This is a genomic window from Alishewanella sp. SMS8 (assembly GCF_030737935.1).
GTDB lineage: Bacteria > Pseudomonadota > Gammaproteobacteria > Enterobacterales > Alteromonadaceae > Alishewanella > Alishewanella maricola.
The window spans coordinates 613529-632709 of record NZ_JAPJEA010000002.1 but is presented as its reverse complement, the minus strand read 5'-3'; the positions used below and the strand labels follow the sequence as shown (position 1 = coordinate 632709).

Sequence of the window (19181 nt, the reverse complement as noted above, 5' to 3'; positions counted from 1 at the left end):
GCCGCGTTAAGGATGTCGTCGGCGGTAATGTTGTTGACGGTAACAACACCGGCTTCAGCGCTCAGATCAACCGTGTGGGTTGAGTCGCCGCTGGATTCGACGGTATTACCGGCGGCATCGCTTGATGTCACCACAGCAGTAAAGTCGGTATCGGCGGCTAAATCTGAACCTGCCACATCGACAGACCAACTGCCATCGGCTTGCACGGTGGTGGTGTAAGTGGTGCCGTTAATCACTAAGGTGACCACATCGCCCGGGGCAATATCACCGCCTAGTGCGGTACCTGTAACGGCAATCGTACCCGCGGCTTCGGCCGCGTTAAGGATGTCGTCGGCGGTAATGTTGTTGACGGTAACAACACCGGCTTCAGCGCTCAGATCAACCGTGTGGGTTGAGTCGCCGCTGGATTCGACGGTATTACCGGCGGCATCGCTTGATGTCACCACAGCAGTAAAGTCGGTATCGGCGGCTAAATCTGAACCTGCCACATCGACAGACCAACTACCATCGGCTAGCACGGTGGTGGTGTAAGTGGTGCCGTTAATCACTAAGGTGACCACATCGCCCGGGGCAATATCACCGCCTAGTGCGGTACCTGTAACGGCAATCGTACCCGCAGCTTCGGCCGCGTTAAGGATGTCGTCTTCAGTAATGTTATTCACCGTAACAACACCGGCTTCAGCGCTCAGATCAACCGTGTGCGTTGAGTCGCCACTGGATTCGACGGTATTACCGGCGGCATCGCTTGATGTCACCACAGCAGTAAAGTCGGTATCGGCGGCTAAATCTGAACCTGCCACATCGACAGACCAGCTACCATCGGCTAGCACGGTGGTGGTGTAAGTGGTGCCGTTAATCACTAAGGTGACCACATCGCCCGGGGCAATATCACCGCCTAGTGCGGTACCTGTAACGGCAATGGTGCCGGCCGCTTCAGCTGCATTGACAATATCATCGGCAGTGATGTTATTCACGGTAACGGTGCCAGCATCTGCCGTAATATCAACAGTATGGGTAGATGTTGCACTGTTTTGTATTGTATTTCCTAACGCATTCGTTGATGTGACCACGACGTCAAAAGTCGTATCCGCCGCCAAGTCGCTACCCGCAACCTCGACTGACCAACTGCCATCAGCTAAGACTACCGTGGTATAGGTTACACCGTTGATAATAAGGGTAACCAGATCACCTGCGGCGATGTCGCCACCGTTAGCGGTACCCGTAACCGTAATAAAACCAGCGGCTTCAGCTGCCGTGACGATGTCATCCGCTGTAATATTATCAATGGTAATTTCAACGGGTGCAGCAATAGGGGCGTCTGAATTGGTAAATAAGGGCACAACAGGTTCGTCTTCGGAGAATGCGCCTAGCTCAAAGAGTAAAGGATTCGTTGACTCAGCAATACGTGTAAGCCTTACAAAGCCGTTACCACTATTTTCAGTTGAACCGCCATCAGCACCGGCTGCTGTGGCATCTAATTGCTCAAGTAAGTCACCTTCTTCGTCAAGTACGGCTAAGATATCGTCGGCAGTGTTTAAGGCAACAGCGGAGTCTTCAGGCGTAATATCTGTTTGCAGCCAACTTTCAGAAATAACGAATTGTTGGTTTGCGGAAACGCTAACGGTTTCGTCTAAATATGCCAAGATAACCGAACCTTGCTCTGAGGTGATCACAGTGTCGCCGGGCAGTAGCATATCACCTTGCTTCAGAACTCTTATTTCACCGTTAGTCGATTGTACTTGAACAATACCTTCAACAGCTTGAGCAACGATTTTTGACATAATTAATTTATCCATCAGAGAACTATCACAAATTTTATGGTAACGTGATTTTAAAAATTGCACCATTGGACCCGAGTACAGTTAAATCTTATTAATAATTAACTTTCTTGGTTATGGCTATGGGTATGGGTATACTTGCTAAGATTTAATTTGTAAGCTATATAAAATTAAGGTGAATTCCATTTGAGAGCTGTGTCACTGATGAAAAAATATTTGTCCCCCTTTTTTGCAACCTTAATTATTTTCGCTTCCCCCAGTTATGCCGCTTTAACAGTGCAGCAAGCTGCAAAAGAGGCAATAGAAAAAAACCCCGAAGTACTGGCTAAATGGTATGAATTTTTAGCCGCAGGCGATGATGTTAAGTCTGTGCGCGCTGGTTATAAACCAACTGTTGATGGCACCTTAGGGGTACAATATCAAAAGCAAAATTATGGTTTGGTTAGAGAATATGACGGTGCTTATGCGCGTTTGACTTTAACTCAAATGCTCTATGATGGCAGCCGCACGCGTTCTGAAGTGAATCGATTCTCCAACTTTCAGCTAGTTGCCTATTTTAACTTGTTAGAAACGGCTGAAAATATCGCGTTAGAAGCTTTTCGGGCTTATCAAGATGTGTTGGCTCAACGCCAGTTGGTTGCGTTGGCGCAAGAAAATTTAGACAAACATTTTGAAGTGTATCGGCAAATCGAAAGTAGCGCCAAAGCCGGGGTCGCAAAATTTGTCGATTTAGAGCAAATTAGCGGTCGTGTGTCCTTAGCGCAAAGCAACTTGATTACTGAAACGTCGAACTTGCATGATGTTACAACGCGCTATTTGAGAATTGTCGGTACCTTACCTGCAGCCGATATGAGACCTGTGACAACGTCAGATCAGTTGCCCAGCACGGTTAATCAAGCGCTACAGCAGGCCTATCAAGCTAGCCCAGCCTATCATGCCGCTTTACGCAACATTAAAGCCGCTGAAGCGGGCGTGCAAACTCAGAAAGCAAATTTTAAGCCTAATGTTAATTTAGTGGGTAGTTACGGATATCAAAACTATTCAGACATTGGTGTCAGAACCGATCAAAATGAAGCATCCGTTGGCATTGAATTAAAATACAATTTTTATAACGGTGGCCGTAATTCAGCTTCGCTAAGTCGTGCTTATTCAGAAGTTAATTTAGCCGAAGAATTACGCGATAAGGCCTGTATTGATATTCGTCAAACCATTCAAATTGCTTATAACGACGGCACTAAGTTAGCAGAGCAGTTGCCATTATTAAATCAACATCGCTTGTCTTCCGATAAAGTTAGAACAGCTTATAAACAACAATTTGATATTGGCCAACGTTCATTGTTAGATGTGCTTGACTCTGAAAATGAATACTTTCAAGCCAGTCGAGCTTATTTAGCCGCGATTTACACCTTAAGTGTCGCTAAGGCTAGAACTTTAGCTGGTATGGGAAACCTGACCAATACACTGGGGTTAACCTCGAGTACCTGGCCTTCTTTAACTGAGCTAGGCGCTGAAAAACTGACTGTTGATCCTGCTAATGCTTGCCCTGCAGTTGATGTATATGGCAGTTTGCAAGTTGATCAAGATACCGATAATGACTCGGTGAAAGACAGTGCTGATTTTTGCCCTAACACGCCAATAACCGATAAAGTTGATGCCAAAGGTTGCTCCGTCTTTACGCAAAAAGAGGCTAAATTTACTTTGGAAATTACCTTTGGTCATAATCAAAGCGTGATTGAAGAGCAATATTTACCTCAAATAGCTAGTTTTGCTGCATTTTTACAGCGTTACCCGAATACAAAAGCTGAAATACAAGGCCACACCTCATCAGATGGTGCGGCGTGGTACAACGATATTTTATCGCAACAACGTGCAGATGCAGTAAAGCAAATATTAGTTTCTCAGTATGGCATCGCGGAAGAACGCATTATGACTAAAGGTTATGGTGCGAGTCGCTTGTTAGATGAAGCTGATACGGAAGCCGCACACAATGTCAATCGCCGGATAGAAGCGGTTGTTACTGGAAAATATGACAATGCTGTGTCACGCGTTGCAGAATAAACCCTGACATAGGAATCGACGTATTGATCCCAGATAACAAGCATACGGGCGGCCCGTTATTTGAAGCCTTACTGTATATCTGTGAATTTCATCATTATGCAGTGAGTCCTGCCAGCTTACTCAGTGGCTTGCCGTTAGCAGACAACATGCTTAGTCCGGCGGTTTTTCATCGCGCGGCCGATCGCGCCAAACTGGCTTCAAAAATTCTACAGCGGCCGTTGAAACAATTAAACACGGCGTTATTCCCCGCTATTCTGACACTGCACGACAATAAAGCCTGCATTATTCACAGTATTGATCATGCGCAGCAGCAGGTCAGCATCAGTTATCCTGAATTGCCAGCCAGTGTCATTACATTGCCGTTAGCCGAGCTTGATGCCCTGTACGCAGGTTCGGTGTTTTATGTGCGGCCGAAAACCGATGCGGCAGATAAAATTAACCACTTTAAATTACCGGCGCACCTGCATTGGTTTTGGGGTGTCATTAAGCAAAACCGCTCGTTATATCGCGATGTGTTGCTAGCCGCGATCATGATCAACTTGTTTGCATTGGCGATGCCGATGTTTGTGATGAACGTTTATGATCGAGTTGTGCCCAATTTGGCTACGCACACTCTGTGGATTTTGGCCTCTGGCATTAGCTTAGTGTTGGTAGCTGATTTAGTGTTAAAACTGTTGAGACACCATTTTGTTGATTTAGCGGCAAGTAAAACGGATGTGATGCTTTCGTCTGCCATTATGGACAAAGTGTTGTCGATGAAGTTGAAGTATCGACCGCAATCAACCGGTAGTTTTGCTTCAATTGTGCAATCTTTTGAGTTTGTGCGAAGTTTTATCGGCTCTTTAACCATTGTTGCGCTGGCCGATTTTCCTTTTGTACTGTTGTATTGCGTCGTGATTGGCATGATCAGTTTGCCCTTATTAGCACCGATCTTAGTTGGGGCTTTCATTTCGTTGATCTATGCTTATTTTGCTCAGCGCAAACTGAAGTTCTTATCGGATGAATCGGCTAAATCGGTGGCTGAACGCAATGCGACCTTGATTGAAGCCTTAGGCTCGTTAGAAACGACTAAATCCAATAATGTTAATGCAGATATCCAGCACAGCTGGGAGCAGTTGTCTTTAAGCTGTGCTCATCACAGTGCCAAAATGCGCTCGGTATCAGCCTCTGTCAGTAATGTGTCCGCGTTTATTCAACAGCTTGCGGGCGTGGCGGTGATCATTATTGGTGTCTACCTGTTAATCGATGGCAACCTTACACAAGGTAGCTTAATTGCGGTCTATCTACTGTCATCGCGTGCCTTAGCACCGGTAAGCCAAGCTACCGGATTATTAGCGCAATTTCATTATGCGTCATCCGCTTATAAACAGCTAGATGTACTCATGGCTTACCCTTCAGAGCAAAACGCCACAAGGCAAACCATTGATAAACCCTTACTGCAAGGCAAAATAGAATTTAAAAATGTGAGTTTTAGCTATCAAGATAGCGATGTCCCGTCGTTACAAAATGTCAGTTTTGTTATCGAGCCCGGTGAGCATGTTGCCATCTTAGGCCGAAACGGTTCGGGTAAATCGACCCTAGAAAAACTGATCTTAGGCTTACATGATGCTGAGCAAGGGCAGGTATTGATTGATGGTATCGATATTCGTCAGTTAGACATTAATCAGGTGCGAAACAATATCGGATATGTGCCACAAGATATCAGCCTGTTTCGTGGCACTTTGCGTTACAACATCGAATTAGCCGCGCCGCCGAAAAGCGCTGAGCATTTTCTCAATATCTGTAACATCTCTGGGTTAAATCAATTATTAAGTCAGCACCCGGCCGGATTTGAAATGCAAGTTGGTGAAAAGGGGCAAAACTTATCTGGTGGTCAAAAGCAAATCGTATCGATTGCCCGAGCGCTTTATAACGATCCGCCGATCTTACTGTTGGATGAGCCGACAGCAGCCTTAGATTACAGCAGTGAAGAGGCCTTTCGAAAGCAATTAGGTGAGTTTGCTGAGAGTAAAACCTTGTTGTTAATTACACATCGCAGCCCATTGTTGTCTTTAGCCAATCGGATTATCGTGATGGATAACGGCAAAATCATAGCCGATGGTCCGAAAGACACCGTTATGGAAGCACTGCGGCAAGGTCGTATCATGGGTAACAACGCATGAGTAATCAACCGCATAAATATTCAAAAGATTGGGTCTCTGAAGCGGAGTGGGCGCGTATAGCGCAATCGCCATTATCGGCGCGTGCTTTGCTTTATGGTGTGTTATTTAGTGTAGTGGCATTGATTGTCTGGGCTGCTTTTGCGCCATTAGATGAAATTGCCCGAGGCGATGGCAAAGTGGTCACTTCGCAACAATTACAAACCATTCAATCGCTGGATGGTGGTTTAGTGACCAATATCTTGGTGCGTGAAGGCGAAGTGGTGGATGTAGGACAGGTGCTGCTAAAGGTTGACTCCACCCGTTCAAACGCGAACTTAGCTGAGAACAAAGCACAGTTTTATGCCTTGACGGCAGAGGTCGCTAGGCTGCAAGCGCTAACTAACGAAAGTGCCCCGCAGTTTCCGGAAGAGTTAAAAACGGCAGCGCCCGATCGACTACAACACGAAATTCAACTTTATCGTAATAGTTTAGCCGAGTTAAACGAGCAATTAGCGGTGCAAGCAGAGCAGCAGCAACAACGCTTACAAGAGTTAGTTGAAGCCAGAGCCGCACTTTTCCAATATAGCCAAACCTTAGAATTGACCAATCAAGAGTTAAGTGTAACCAAGCCATTACTAGCGAGTGGTGCAGTATCGGATATTGATATTTTACGCTTAGAGCGCGAAGTGGCACGAGCTAGCGGCGAAGTAAAACGGGCTGAAGCCAATGCTGCGAGAGCTGAGTCTGCCTTGCAAGAGGCACGCAATAAACTCAAAGAAATTAAGTTAACGGTGCTGAATCGTTGGCGTAATCAGTTATCAGAATCGCGTGCCAAATTAGCTGCGCTTGCTGAACTACAAACAGGTTTAGTGGATATGGTGCAGCAGGCTGAAGTGAGATCACCCATGCGTGGCACCATACAGCGGCTGCATATTAATACGGTAGGTGGGGTATTAACCCCAGGCAGAGATATTTTAGATATCGTGCCGTTGGACGATCAGCTATTAATTGAAGCCAGAATCTCGCCAAAAGATATCGCTTTTATTCAAATTGGTCAGCAGGCGACTATCCGCATCAGTGCTTATGATTTTGCTATTTTTGGTGGTTTGCAAGCCAGTGTCAGTCATATCAGTGCTGATACGGTGACGGATGAAAAAGATAACACCTATTATGTTGTCAGATTAAGTACTGCCAGCCCAAAGCTGGATGATAAGTTAACCATCTTGCCTGGTATGACGGTGCAAGTCGATATTGTTACCGGTAAACGCACGGTCTTATCGTATCTGCTGAAGCCACTGCTTCGAGCAAAAAGTAACGCGATGACAGAGAGATAATCAATTAATGGCTAATGTAGCAATTTTTACTGCTCCCGGTTTTACTGCCTCAAGCTGGAACACTGCTTTTGGTAAGCCGCAGCTGCATGTTTATCCCGATGCCGACATTCAAGCGTTAGATGCCTGTGATGTGGTATTAATCCACAGCGCGCGTAGCGATTGGACGATGCTCGTCAAACAGTTGCAACAGAGTAAGTTAGTGTTAGTGATCAGCCAGCAACTCGCTTTAGTTGAACTGCAAGTGGCGTTGAGCTCGGGTGCGAAAGGTTACCTGGATGCCGGCAGTAACAGCGTTAACTTTATCCAAGCCGTGGCGGCTATTCGTAATGGTGCCTTGTGGATCCCTGCAGCGTTACTTAATCAACTCAATCGATTTCTATCTAAAGCGATCCCCAGTAAAACAACGTGGCAAACCTTTGAAGGGCAATTGTCGAAAAGAGAATTCGAAGTGGCGAGCTTGGTGCGACAAGGTTTAAGTAATAAACAGGTGGCAGAGCGTTTATTCATTACCGAGCGCACTGTAAAACAGCACCTTACTGCAACCTTTGCTAAACTTGGGGTAAAAGATAGGTTGCAACTCATTATGCTGCTTTAAAGGAAGCATCTTATGTACGTTAAGCGAGCAAGTAATAAAGAGATCGTCGCGTTAAGTACGGAGCAATCCGCTGACTATCCGGAGTTTATCGCGCACAATGATCCTGAGCTTTTACAGTTTATGCAAAAAAATATACCCGCTTATGCATTGGCTAAGACTGAATTAGGTTACAGTAAAAAACTGCAGGATTCTGATGCAGATCTAGCTCGAGTACTGGAAGATTTGGTGGAGTTATTAACGGCCAATGGCATTATAACTTTTACCAAACTGCCAATGGCTGCGCAGGTTAAATTACTAAATCGCAAAACACTTCGCCATGACATGCAAAGGCTTAACCTCTTCAATGAAGAAGAGGACGACAGCATTATGCCTTAGGCAGCTTTAAGTAATAGCCGGGCCGGTTAAACCATCAAAACCCAGCTCAAGCAAGCCTTCAATGTCTGCGCTGGCGCTTACACCCTCGGCAATTACGGTTAAGCTCAAAGTATGCGCCAGTTTGATTAAACCCGACAACAAATGGGCACTGTCAGTGTTTTGATAACGTCGTACCAAGGCAGCGTCGATTTTTAAGTAGTCAATACCCAGTTTTTCTAAGTCTTGGATGGCATTAATGGCAAAGCCACATTTTTGCAAGCCAACATTCACTGACAATGAGGTTAAAGCCGCAGCGAAACGGCTAAACAGCAATGGCTGTTTTACCACTAAGCGCTCATCAAACTCCAAGGCTAAACGCACACGGATCGATGGCTCCACTGCCTGTAGTAGCGTTAATAATTCATAATGTGTTGCGACGTCTAATAAAGTAAGATCAGAGATATTAAGCGCCAAGTTCAGCGCTTTGTCCTCTTGCAGCAACAACAAAGCGTGCTTTAACATAGCGATATCCAACTGGCTGGTGTAGTGATAACGCCGCGCCCAACCTAGCACCTGGGTAGCTGATAACCAGTGACCATCGATTTTCATTTTTAACATGGCTTCTTGATGCATAACACGGCTATCACGAAGTCGCACCGGGTAAATAGTCGAGCTAATACTGTCAGATGTTACCGCCTGCTGCAGCGCTTTTAGCCAGTCGGTTGCATCCGCTAAATCGGCGTATGGCTTGGGATCAAGCAGCGTTTTACTTTGTAATGGTGGCGAGGCTTCAACCTCAACTAATAAAGCATCAAGCTGTGCTAATGTTTGCTGCCGGCTAGTAACGGTATCTAATGACATACCCACCAACAATACCGGTGCATTGACCGTATCGGGCGAAACCTTACAGTTCTGATTGAGTTGATTGAGCAGTTGTTCTGTCAACTCAGCAGTCGAAGCTAACTGATCGACAACTAAAAAGAAATCGCTACCATTTAAACGGCTAACTAAGCGCATCCCCGAATATTGTTGAACCTCTGCAATTAACTGTTTTAACCAAAGATCTGTTTTGGCATGGCCGAGTTGCAGGTTTAACTCGTGCAGTTCGCTGACCCGCAATAACAACACGCAACTTAATTCACTGTGTTCAATATTGCCAAAATAACTGTCGAGCCAGTTGGCGCAATAATCGCGGTTAAACGCGCCGGTAACATCGTCCAATTCATGTTGCTTTTGCAGTCGATCCAGCTGTTTTTGTTCTTGTTCTAGCATGCTGCGTACGCGGCTGGTTAGCCGATTCATGGCAGCAACCAAGCGTTTTAACTCAAAGGTTGAAGGTTCTTCACTGGTAATGAATTGACGATTACCTAGCGCTTCTGCATGATTCACTACTTGGTTTAACGGCCGGCTAACACGTTTGAGTAAAAAGCTGCCCACCACACCACAAAAAATAGCAATCAGCAAAAAGCCTAGCGCTAAATCTTGGGTAATGTGCCATAACGCGGTTAAGCTGTAATCGGTTTGGCTTTCCAGTTCAATACTACCATAGCGTTGCCAGCCATCTTGGATCTGAGCAATACCGGGTTTAACATTAAACGCTAATAAACTAGCAAACCAATCGGGAACGGCAACCGGTTGAGGGCTAAGTGTAAATTCTGTAAGCGTATTTCCTGCTACGTCTTTTAAGGTAATGCGCCGGTAATAACCGGTATCAAATTGCGCCGAGAGCATTAACTCGATAGTGGTCAGATCTTTATCCATTTGTGACAGGCTTAAAGCCATTCCGGTGGCATTATCGATATTTTTAACTTGTAGTTGTTCTGCGAGATAACTTTTTGATTGGTAGGCACTAATAAAAAAGCTACTGCCAAAGGCTAAGAGCACAATAACAATAATTCCAATCCACAACTGCTTAATCAGAGACATAGCCTAAACTCCTTAACCCACATATTGCCCAGCATTATAAAAAAATGCCCTGCAGTGATAATCGTGCTACCAGATCACGCCAGCGCGATAACCGCGCCGACGCACTGTGTTTTGATTTTTGATTGCCGCTACCCGCCCAAAGCCCGGTAGAATTAAAACTAAATACTGGCGTTAGATCTGGCCTGGCTGATGCGGGTAAAATATTTTGAATTAAACTATCGATAATCAGAGGTTCAGCTTCGGCATCTGGATAATAAGCCAGTACCATATGCGCTAAACTGAGGCCACTGTGTTCAGCCCCAACGCGTGCTCGAACATAGACTAAGCGAAGCTGTGTATCAGGGATCCCTAAAGCGCGTAAGCTGATGTAACTGGTTATCGCCCAATCTTCACAGTCGCCGCGCCTTGATGCCAATATTTCGGCAGGGCTAGCCCAGTAATCTTCGACTTGATAGAGCGAGGCATCTAACTCGTAACTGAGTGTGTTATGTAAGAACGTGTTCACGGTTTCTAATTGCTGAACAACCGGTAAGTTTGCAGCATCTTGCAACATTTGTTGCCAAGCCGATGAGGTAGCCAGTGTTGTTGACGCTGGAGCAGATTGTTCGAGATAACGATCAAACTGAGAGAAATCAATAAGAAAGGGGGTTTCAAGCGCATGGTTATGCAACGCTGCCGCGATAAACAGCATGCCTCCAAAAGATATTGCGAATTTTTTTATCGCCTTTGCTGGCATTTAGCATACGCTCAGTACTCGTAACCCATCCCCAAGATAGTGTAAAACTAGTTGTATCTCAACGGATTTTTGCAGCGCGCTCTGCTCTTTTGTTATACCTGTTACCGTCTGAGGCCGCTGTGACGAGTGTGACAGCCTTAAATCACGCTCATCGGGTTTGACACGTTAAGCTAGGCTTATCACACGCTGTGAACTTAGCGTTTGCGTGTTGCTGCGGGATAAATACGCTCGTCATACAGTTTGCCGAGCGCTTGGCTAATGCTGAGCGTGTCATCTTCGGTTAAATAGCGCTCAACTTGTTTATGTACAAAAATGACCGATTGTTTATGTTGTTTAGCAAATTGCTGGCACAGTGTCGTAAGTTGTTTTTGAAATTCCTTGGCTGCGGTTTCTCGATGTACCGCATGGATGGCTTTTTCAAAACTGTTGCCGTGCTCTGCGTAGTATTCTTTTAAGGTGATCTTGGGAATGCGATAAGCTTTACTGGCATAGTCTAGGGCTTCTCTAAAGCTGCTATAGCTTTCACCAAATACGTCAAAGCTGGGGCTAAGGTGATAATATACTTGATGATTAATACCGGCCGCTTCGTAATTAAAACCCGGAAAATTAAGCCTTTCGGTGGTTTCTAAACCTAGTTTTAAGCCCGCAGCAATGCTATGGCTTAAGCTAAAATCCAGCGCAGCGAGTTCTTCTTCTGTCCACATTTCGAAAATATTTAAGGCTTTTTCATATTTTTTCGCCAGTTTTTTCTTGGCGTAAACACGGCGCTCTTCTAATGCCCCCGCTTTACAGCTTTTTAAATGCTCAAAGCATTCACGACAACTGGGGATCTTCACAAAGTCAGCAGGTTCTTGTGTGCTGAGAAAGAAATCACGGTATTTTAATGGCGGTGCAAAATCATGTTCACTGGCAATACAACCACAATAAAAGCAGGTATTAAAAGACGCTCTCTCAGTCGGCACAAGGAGGTGGTAGTCGGGATATTCGCTCATAAAGGCTCGCCTGGTTAAAAACTGGCGTTATAGTACGCTGTTTTATACGATCTCAACAGCTAAGTGCCGCCGTGAGCCTATTAAGCAAACTGTAACGGGGGCATGATTGCACTGATGAAGTGGTGGACATGCTGAACTAAGCGAGCGGTTGCGGCTAAGGCTTGGCTGAATTTAGGATATGTGTGCTTGAAAAAGCGCCTGTTTTACATCGATGCTGAGTTGATAATCAGCGATGCTATCGAGTTGTTGTTTTATGGCCTTTGCCGAATTAGCGAAATCAGCCAGCGCCAGTAATGCTAGTAACCAACCAAAGGGTGTGGTTACGGTTTTGAGCACCCGATGCGCCATACGCATTAAGTGGCTTATAATATTCAAGCTCGCGGCATAAAGCTTAACGCGATAACGATATTGCACGAGATGGTGCTTGATTTGTGCAGGGGTAGCGCTAGGGCTGAGTAAACAATATTGGTCAAAATCATGGTCGTGGCTAAACAGCAAATTAGCGGGTTGGCTAAACTGATACACTGAGTTGCGCAAATAACTGGTGCCTGCGTGCACAATATCGATGGCTTTGACCACGCCAATATAAAATTTTCGGGCTTTTCTGCTGATATAGCGCGCGAGATTAGCAATAAATTCTGTAGTGAACTGCTGCAGTTGTTTCACGGCTCGAAATAACCAGCGGATCACTCGCTTGAGGCCATCAAAAATACCGTTGGCCAGCCTAGCAAATTGGTTCTGAAATTCTTTTTTGTGCTGATTGTGCGACAAAATGCTTTGCACGGTATTATTGAGCTGCTTACCTAGATAAATGTCTTTGCTCGGTTCATGAGTTAAAACAGCAAAAGCAGCCATCAGTTGCGCATCTACAGTGTTGCTTTGTTGTTTTGCATGAAGCGCTTCTGACGAATTGTCTTGATAAAAACGACTAATGGCGAGTGTGGTTTTTGACAGCTGGCGCCTTGGTCTGGCACTTCTTTTCGCGCGCAGTCTTTCCCATTCAGTTTGGTCTTGGCCAGGGGTAATATCATAGCCGAGCAGCCATAGTTCGATACGGCTAATGGCCTCAATGTTGTGCTGAAACTCGTGAGTAACTTCAGCAAATAACGCAGCATCGGCAAGCTTAAGGACGATAGCATCATGCTGGTATAGGGCATGCACTAGTGGCTCGGTAAGCGTTAACGATGCCGTACTGAGCAAGCCTAAACGCCCTGCAAATTGCGCAAACCGCGCGATGGCCAAAGCGAATGCGGGGTTGTCTTGTGGTAATAGGATGGTTTTAGTGTGGATGCGATGCTGTGCCCAATCACTAAAAAAGCCCATACTGTAAAGACGGCAATAAATACCCCGTAACAACGCCAGGTTAGGCATGCCGACGGCAGGAATTAATTGCGCCAATGGCTTGGCCCACACCTGTTGCCAATTTGAGGGCTGTTGCTGATTTTCAAAGCTCACTAAACACTCCAACACCTGCCACGTTTCTGGCCCTGCCCAGCCGTCCACTTCGATGCCGGCTTCTTGTTGTAACTGTTTAATTTTCTTCACCAAGATCGGATCTAAAGTGTTATTGCTGCGATTAACCCGCTTGTCGCCCTCGGCTAAATAACCTAACTCAATTAAACGTGCTCTAACGGCGCGAATATAGGCCGCCGAGTCGGTTTGATTGGGGTTGCTTACCGTCATAACGGGGTTGGGGAGATGTCGCTCATTAACGGCAGCATCGAGCCCCATGCCAAATTGCGCTAAAAAATCTGTTGCTGAATCAGCCATATTAGAGATCTGCGATATCGCCAACGATAGATTTCACAAAATCGATGGTGGCTTTACGCGATTCGGCGCCAGCTTGCACTAAATCAGCATGGGCTAAACGCTGCGCCTCGGTAATATTTGTGTCATAAAAAGCGACAATATCACCATCAATACTGGTTTGGGTGCTGGCGAGTACTTTGACTTTAACCGTGGTATTGCCTTTCGCTTTGGCCATGACATCGGAGAATCGGACTAATTCCGGATCGCTGCCCTCTAATGTGACGGAGCCTTCAAAGGTAATGACATCTAATTTGGATAAGTCTTGTACGGCGTTTGCGAGATTAGACATGGCTTGTTTAAACGTGGACATAAGTGTTCGCCTCTTTTAGCAGTTAGTAAAACAAGATACTGATAGCATGAGTAAAGGTCGTTCCGTAGCGTTGTTGCAAGGTTGCTAAGGCTGTGGTTTTGGGTAATCCAACCTTGTTGATTACTGGGGTATAGCCTGTTGGATTAAAGGGAGAGCGAAACTGCAGCACATCCGGCAGTTCAGTGTTGGCACTTAGCACCATGCAGCCAGAATATTCCTGCCACTGAAAACCGCTTTGCTCAGTAAATTGCTGGTGTTTGGCTTGCGATGCCGCATAAATTTTTTGTAGTTGTGCCATGTTGTTACTCATTTACGCCACCTGCACTAATTCATCGGCTTGATAGGTGCGCGCAGCTTGCATGACTAACCTTGCTTCATCATCACGCCGATGTAATAAACCATCGAGCCCGCGGCCCTGCCATAAGCGTTTCATATTGATGATTTGTTGAGCGATGTCTTGATAGGCTTGGCGTAGAACCAAAGGTTGTATTGCCGCCATCTCACGGCGAGAATCGCCACTGATGCTGGTACCTCTGTTATAAACCAAAGACAATAACGCGCTTTGTGCATCGGGATGCAGCTTTTCGACACCGGGAAAGGTGCGTTGAGTTTTACTGGCATAAAGAGGCAGTGATGCATGGACAAATACATGTTTAGCGGCTGACAGTGGAATAACCAGTGTTTGAACTGAGCTTAGCAAACGCTTTGCGCTGGCGGCTTTGCTGCCGCAAACACGGCGTAATTTAGCGATATCATATGTTGGGAGTAGGGCTGACCAATCGCGCTCAAATTGCGCTGTGCTGGCATACCCTAAATCATAGCCAATACCGATGGTGATACCTGAGTCACCGCCGGGCCAACTGGGGTGAATGAGTTTGGCCTGATAGTACTGCTCAGAGCTAATTTCGTGCTGAATCATTAAGTCGATACCCTTTTTAGAAAGGGTGAGGCCTTGTGTACTGGCCGGGGGCGTGGCCGAAATGCTTGTTGCTTGCTCAAGGCGAACATCAATCGGTAGCAAGCGTTTTTCTAAGGCGCTAAGGGTTTGTCCACCCAAAACCCCATCGGGTTCTACACCTAAGTACTGTTGGATCCTTTTCAGTCGTTCCGAGGTGGTGCGATGCATGGCGTCCATCCTGCTGTGTTGTGAAAACCGAGCATATTAAGTATAGACCGCATTAGCATGGCAGCAAGTGACCAACCGGTAGTCGGTTAAGTGCACTCAAGAAGTTGCGGCTTAAGCCGCTGCTGCAATGAGAGTCAGCGGCTCATAGAAAGGGTAACTATATGAAGACTGGCGCAAGGTTATGACGCCAGTTCAGCGTGTGTTGGCTAAAACCAGCGCTTTGCGTTGTGATTTGGCTTGATACATGGCAGCATCTCCAGCAGCTAAGAGAGCCTCTAGCGTTTCGGGCACGGTGCTAAACATGGCGTAACCGATACTCGCCGATACCGAAAAGTGTTGCTGATGCAGGCTAATAGTAAATTGTTGGAAATGTTTTTGTAATTCATCGAGTTTGGCAACGATTTCGTGCTGTGATCTAAAGCAGGCCAGGGCAACAAATTCATCACCCCCGATGCGTGCTACGGCGTCTTCCATGCGCATTTGGCTTTGCAAATAACGGGCAATCTCTTTTAAGGCTGTGTCACCAACGTGATGGCCATAGGTGTCATTGAGCTGTTTGAAGCTATCAACATCAATATAAAAAATGCCCAGTAAGTCGCCATTTTGGCGTTGATAATCCATTAAATGTTGGGCTTTTAAGCTAAAACCTCGGCGATTTAATATGTTACACAACATATCAATATTCGCTTCGTTTTCAGCACGTTCTTTTGCCATAGCAATGCGGCCGATACGTCGTGACACGGCTATGGCTAACATCAGGCTTTCAACCGCAAAGGCAATAATGAAACCATAGCGCTGCACAAAGATATTGCTGTCTAATAATACAATCCGAAAGATCATACTAATGAGCACAATACTAAGGGCGCAGAACACCAAACCTGCCTCACTCACTCGTCGTTGCCATTGCCACAGCGCGCTGGCAAAAATAGCGGCGACCAATGCCAAGGTACCATAGCTCATCAACATAGCGGCGGCGGTGGCCGACGGATGGTTTTCAATGACCATTCTAAGCAAGCAACTGAACAAGACGATCAGAGACATGGTTTTAAAAATGAGGCTCGTTCTTGGAAAGTCAGTGTTCACTTTCAAAATTTCGCACATAAACCAAGTGGCACTGACCACCGTTAAACCAATACTGAGTAAATAGGCGAGATGGATTTCTCTTAATAGATGGCTGGCAATATACAAAAATAACTGGCCTTCCTGCAGCAAGATAAAACTGGTGATACAAAAGATGTAGGCGCTGTAAAGTTTTAACGCCTTGTCGGGTACTTTACGGCTGATTATCAGCACATAGAGCATTAACGTAAAACTTAAACCGTAAAATAAGCCCATAATAAGATTATGTTTTTGGCTAGACAGCATAAAGTCTGTCAGCGGTTGCCATTGAAAGCGTGGGTTGTGCGCAAATTTGGAATCTATGCTAAGTAACGCCGAAAACTCGCCTTGATCAATTTGAAATGTCACTTCACCTGATGGGATCGGTGATTGCGTTATGCCGGCCTGCTGCCAGCTAAAGCGGTTTAAACCATGTCGCTGAAATGAAAACACACCCGGCTGATTAAGGTCACATCGCAGAGTAAATTGATTAAGGCCTGGGGTGAGTTTAATGCTCGATTTTTCAGCTGCGGTTAACACTTCTGCCATAGGCGAGTCGTGAGAGACTAATGAGCATGATTCTGCAGCGACTGCCCTGCTCGAATGAGTCAATAATACCAGGAACAATGCCCAAAAAAGCGGCGTAAAAACAGACATTTGTTTAGCTGACATCAGTTCTATCCTATGAACAAAAAAGCATAACACGCCAATTAATCACCAGATTAATCAAACATTTTATGGAACGCGTGGTCAGAGCCGATAAAGGCCAAGCCAGTTTAACATTTTTACTGTTTTTATAACGGTAATGGCTGCCCAACTTAGCCGCAGTAAAGATAGGGCGGTTATAACAGAGATTGAGCTATCCGTGTTTATTCGCGATACGACTGAAAATGTGGTAAGTACTTTCTTGATACTACTGACAGCGCATGACGGTTAAGCTAGGCTAAAGCAATCAATTAATGTGCACGAGCAAATGGAGTTTACGATGCAAAGCGATTTGCACCAAAGCTAGTGCAACAGTGAGGTTTTATGGCTCAGACCGAGCAGCCCAATTTTAATGCAACAACTGCAACTGAGGTGATACGTAGACACAATATTGCCATTCATGGCGAAGGTGAGCAAACGCTGGTGTTTGGGCATGGTTTTGGTTGTGATCAAGATATTTGGCAGCATGTTACCCGGCCTTTTACGCGCAGTATCGTGTGGTGCTATTTGATTATATCGGCTGTGGTAAATCAGATCTTGGGGCTTATAACAAGAAACGTTATAACCATTTGCAAGCTTATGCGGATGATTTACTGCAGTTATGCCAAAGCTTACAGTTAAACAACATTATTTTTGTGGGGCATTCGGTCAGTGGTGCGATTGCGCTATTAGCGTCGATAAAGCAGCCTACATTATTTAAAAAAATTATCGCTATTGGTCATTCGCCACGCTATTTAAATGACCCACCAGCTTATTTTGGTGGCTTTGAAGCCAGTGACATCGCCGGTATGCTAGCGATGATGGAGTTAAACTATTTCGAATGGTCTAACTATTTGGCGCCAAAGGTAATAGGGCAAACAGATGATGCTAAAAGCGTCGATGAGCTGAAACTCAGCTTTATGCGCTACGATCCGGTAATTTCGTTACAGTTTGCCAACGTGACCTTTTACTGTGATATTCGGCCGCAATTGCCAGCCGTATCAGTGCCAGTGACGATTCTGTATTGTCTTGAAGATATTATTGTTCCCGTGCAGGTTATTGACTATCTGCAGCAGCATATTCCGAATGCCAAAATTATGGAGTTAGCGGCATCTGGGCATTATCCACAATTGATTAACCCTGGTGCTGTTATTGCTGCCATTCGTAAGGAAATCAGTAGTGAGTGTTAGTCTCGAGCCGGCATCGTTGCCTTGCGGCATTATGCTGCTGGACCAAAAAAATACCATCCAACAAGTTAATGCGCTGTTTTGTGATTGGCTGGGTTATCCGCAGCAACAGTTGTTGCATAATACGGTAACCCGAGTCTTTACCCCGGCTACTAAGTTAGTCTATCTCGGGCATATACTGCCCACGTTACAAACCAACGGGCAGATTGAAGAAAAATTGATCATATTAAAACAGGCCAATGGTCACGATTTACCTGTAATGGTCAACGCCCACCGCGTGCAACAGCAGGATCAGGATTATTATGTATTTGTCGTGCTGCGCATGTTACGCCGGCAGCTTATTGAAGAACAATTACTCACCGAACGACGCAAAGCTGAACAAGCGAATGCAGAAAAAGATGATCTTAATCAGCAGTTGCAGTTAGCGCAAAGTGAATTGCTGGCGAAGCATCAAGAGCTACTTATACTGAATTCGGGCTTAGAAACGCTGTCGGTGACGGATGCGTTAACTGGGTTATTTAATCGACGGTATTATGAGGCGCAACTGGATCTATTGCTTGCCCAATATCAACGTAACCAGCAGCAATTTGCTTTAATTTTAGTGGATATCGATTTTTTTAAAACCATCAATGATATTCACGGTCATGCGATGGGCGATACCGTGTTGCAAGCCTTGTCGCAACAACTGCGCCAGCATATTCGCGAAATTGATATTTTGGTACGCATTGGTGGCGAAGAGTTTGCCATTTTATTGCCCGACACCGATCTGGCTGCCGCTCGCATTGCTGCAGAACGACATCGCAGCAGTATTGAACAAATCAGTGGTTTTGCCTTTACCATCACCGCCAGTTTTGGCATTGCCTTAGTGGCTGACGCGGATACCAAAAAGAGTATTTACCAACGCGCAGATAGTGCACTGTACCATGCTAAAACGCATGGCCGTAATCGCGTAAGTACAGAGCACGATCAGTAACAATATTATGCGCTGGCTATCGGCTTAGTTGTGAGCTGATGAACCGACCGGCATCCTCGATATGCCTACTGCGCTGTTCT

At 45.6% G+C, this 19181-nt stretch carries 16 protein-coding genes; 7 read left to right on the top strand and 9 right to left on the bottom strand.

The genetic code is table 11. The features are described 5' to 3' along the window. On the bottom strand, nucleotides 1–1781 hold a 1781-nt coding region (locus ORJ01_RS10330; protein WP_306177948.1), incomplete at its 3' end, for a retention module-containing protein. Nucleotides 1782–1982: 201 nt separating this feature from the next. Here ORJ01_RS10330 and ORJ01_RS10325 point away from each other — a divergent pair. Genes ORJ01_RS10325 through ORJ01_RS10305 form a run of 5 tightly spaced genes read left to right on the top strand, consistent with a single transcriptional unit; the run spans nucleotide 1983 to nucleotide 8281 of the window. Then, entirely contained in the window at nucleotides 1983–3836 is a 1854-nt protein-coding gene (locus ORJ01_RS10325; RefSeq protein WP_306177946.1) for a TolC family outer membrane protein, read from the top strand. 23 nt (nucleotides 3837–3859) lie between these two features. Continuing rightward, nucleotides 3860–5998, top strand: coding sequence for a type I secretion system permease/ATPase (locus ORJ01_RS10320; protein ID WP_306177945.1), 2139 nt, complete (start codon nucleotides 3860–3862; stop codon nucleotides 5996–5998). Then, nucleotides 5995–7311 (top strand): HlyD family type I secretion periplasmic adaptor subunit, encoded by a 1317-nt coding sequence (locus ORJ01_RS10315; RefSeq protein ID WP_226751905.1) that lies wholly within the window; start codon nucleotides 5995–5997, stop codon nucleotides 7309–7311. The genes ORJ01_RS10320 and ORJ01_RS10315 overlap by 4 nt, the downstream gene beginning before the upstream one ends. Nucleotides 7312–7318: 7 nt before the next feature. After that, nucleotides 7319–7906 carry a response regulator transcription factor gene (locus ORJ01_RS10310; protein ID WP_306177944.1) on the top strand — a complete coding sequence of 196 codons (588 nt, stop codon included), beginning with the start codon at nucleotides 7319–7321 and terminating at the stop codon, nucleotides 7904–7906. 12 nt (nucleotides 7907–7918) lie between these two features. Next, on the top strand, nucleotides 7919–8281 hold the full coding sequence (locus ORJ01_RS10305) for a hypothetical protein (protein ID WP_306177943.1): 363 nt from the start codon (nucleotides 7919–7921) through the stop codon (nucleotides 8279–8281). A gap of 6 nt (nucleotides 8282–8287) precedes the next feature. Here the strand turns inward: ORJ01_RS10305 and ORJ01_RS10300 are convergent, their stop codons facing one another. The 8 genes from ORJ01_RS10300 to ORJ01_RS10265 all read right to left on the bottom strand — a co-directional run bounded on the left by ORJ01_RS10300 (nucleotide 8288) and on the right by ORJ01_RS10265 (nucleotide 16806). Continuing rightward, nucleotides 8288–10186 (bottom strand): LapD/MoxY N-terminal periplasmic domain-containing protein, encoded by a 1899-nt coding sequence (locus ORJ01_RS10300; protein ID WP_306177941.1) that lies wholly within the window; start codon nucleotides 10184–10186, stop codon nucleotides 8288–8290. Between the two features lie 34 nt (nucleotides 10187–10220). Next, a complete protein-coding gene (locus tag ORJ01_RS10295; RefSeq protein ID WP_229587666.1) occupies nucleotides 10221–10877 on the bottom strand; it encodes a transglutaminase-like cysteine peptidase in 657 nt (218 codons plus the stop codon). Between the two features lie 239 nt (nucleotides 10878–11116). Further along, nucleotides 11117–11914, bottom strand: a complete 798-nt coding sequence (locus ORJ01_RS10290) for a hypothetical protein (protein WP_306177940.1) — start codon at nucleotides 11912–11914, stop codon at nucleotides 11117–11119. 171 nt (nucleotides 11915–12085) lie between these two features. Continuing rightward, complete coding sequence (locus tag ORJ01_RS10285) at nucleotides 12086–13684, bottom strand: peptidoglycan-binding domain-containing protein (RefSeq protein WP_306177939.1); 1599 nt, start codon at nucleotides 13682–13684, stop codon at nucleotides 12086–12088. 1 nt (nucleotide 13685) lies between these two features. Then, nucleotides 13686–14033, bottom strand: coding sequence for a hypothetical protein (locus ORJ01_RS10280; protein WP_306177938.1), 348 nt, complete (start codon nucleotides 14031–14033; stop codon nucleotides 13686–13688). 22 nt (nucleotides 14034–14055) lie between these two features. Then, nucleotides 14056–14343 (bottom strand): hypothetical protein, encoded by a 288-nt coding sequence (locus ORJ01_RS10275; protein WP_226751913.1) that lies wholly within the window; start codon nucleotides 14341–14343, stop codon nucleotides 14056–14058. Then, nucleotides 14344–15159, bottom strand: coding sequence for a hypothetical protein (locus ORJ01_RS10270; protein ID WP_306177937.1), 816 nt, complete (start codon nucleotides 15157–15159; stop codon nucleotides 14344–14346). A gap of 192 nt (nucleotides 15160–15351) precedes the next feature. Further along, on the bottom strand, nucleotides 15352–16806 hold the full coding sequence (locus ORJ01_RS10265; protein WP_226751915.1) for a diguanylate cyclase: 1455 nt from the start codon (nucleotides 16804–16806) through the stop codon (nucleotides 15352–15354). Nucleotides 16807–17420: 614 nt separating this feature from the next. Here ORJ01_RS10265 and ORJ01_RS10260 point away from each other — a divergent pair. Continuing rightward, nucleotides 17421–18131: an alpha/beta fold hydrolase gene (locus ORJ01_RS10260; RefSeq protein WP_306177936.1), complete on the top strand. Its 711-nt coding sequence runs from the start codon at nucleotides 17421–17423 to the stop codon at nucleotides 18129–18131. Beyond that, complete coding sequence (locus tag ORJ01_RS10255) at nucleotides 18121–19101, top strand: sensor domain-containing diguanylate cyclase (RefSeq protein WP_226751917.1); 981 nt, start codon at nucleotides 18121–18123, stop codon at nucleotides 19099–19101. The genes ORJ01_RS10260 and ORJ01_RS10255 overlap by 11 nt, the downstream gene beginning before the upstream one ends. The last annotated feature ends 80 nt before the right edge of the window (nucleotides 19102–19181 follow it).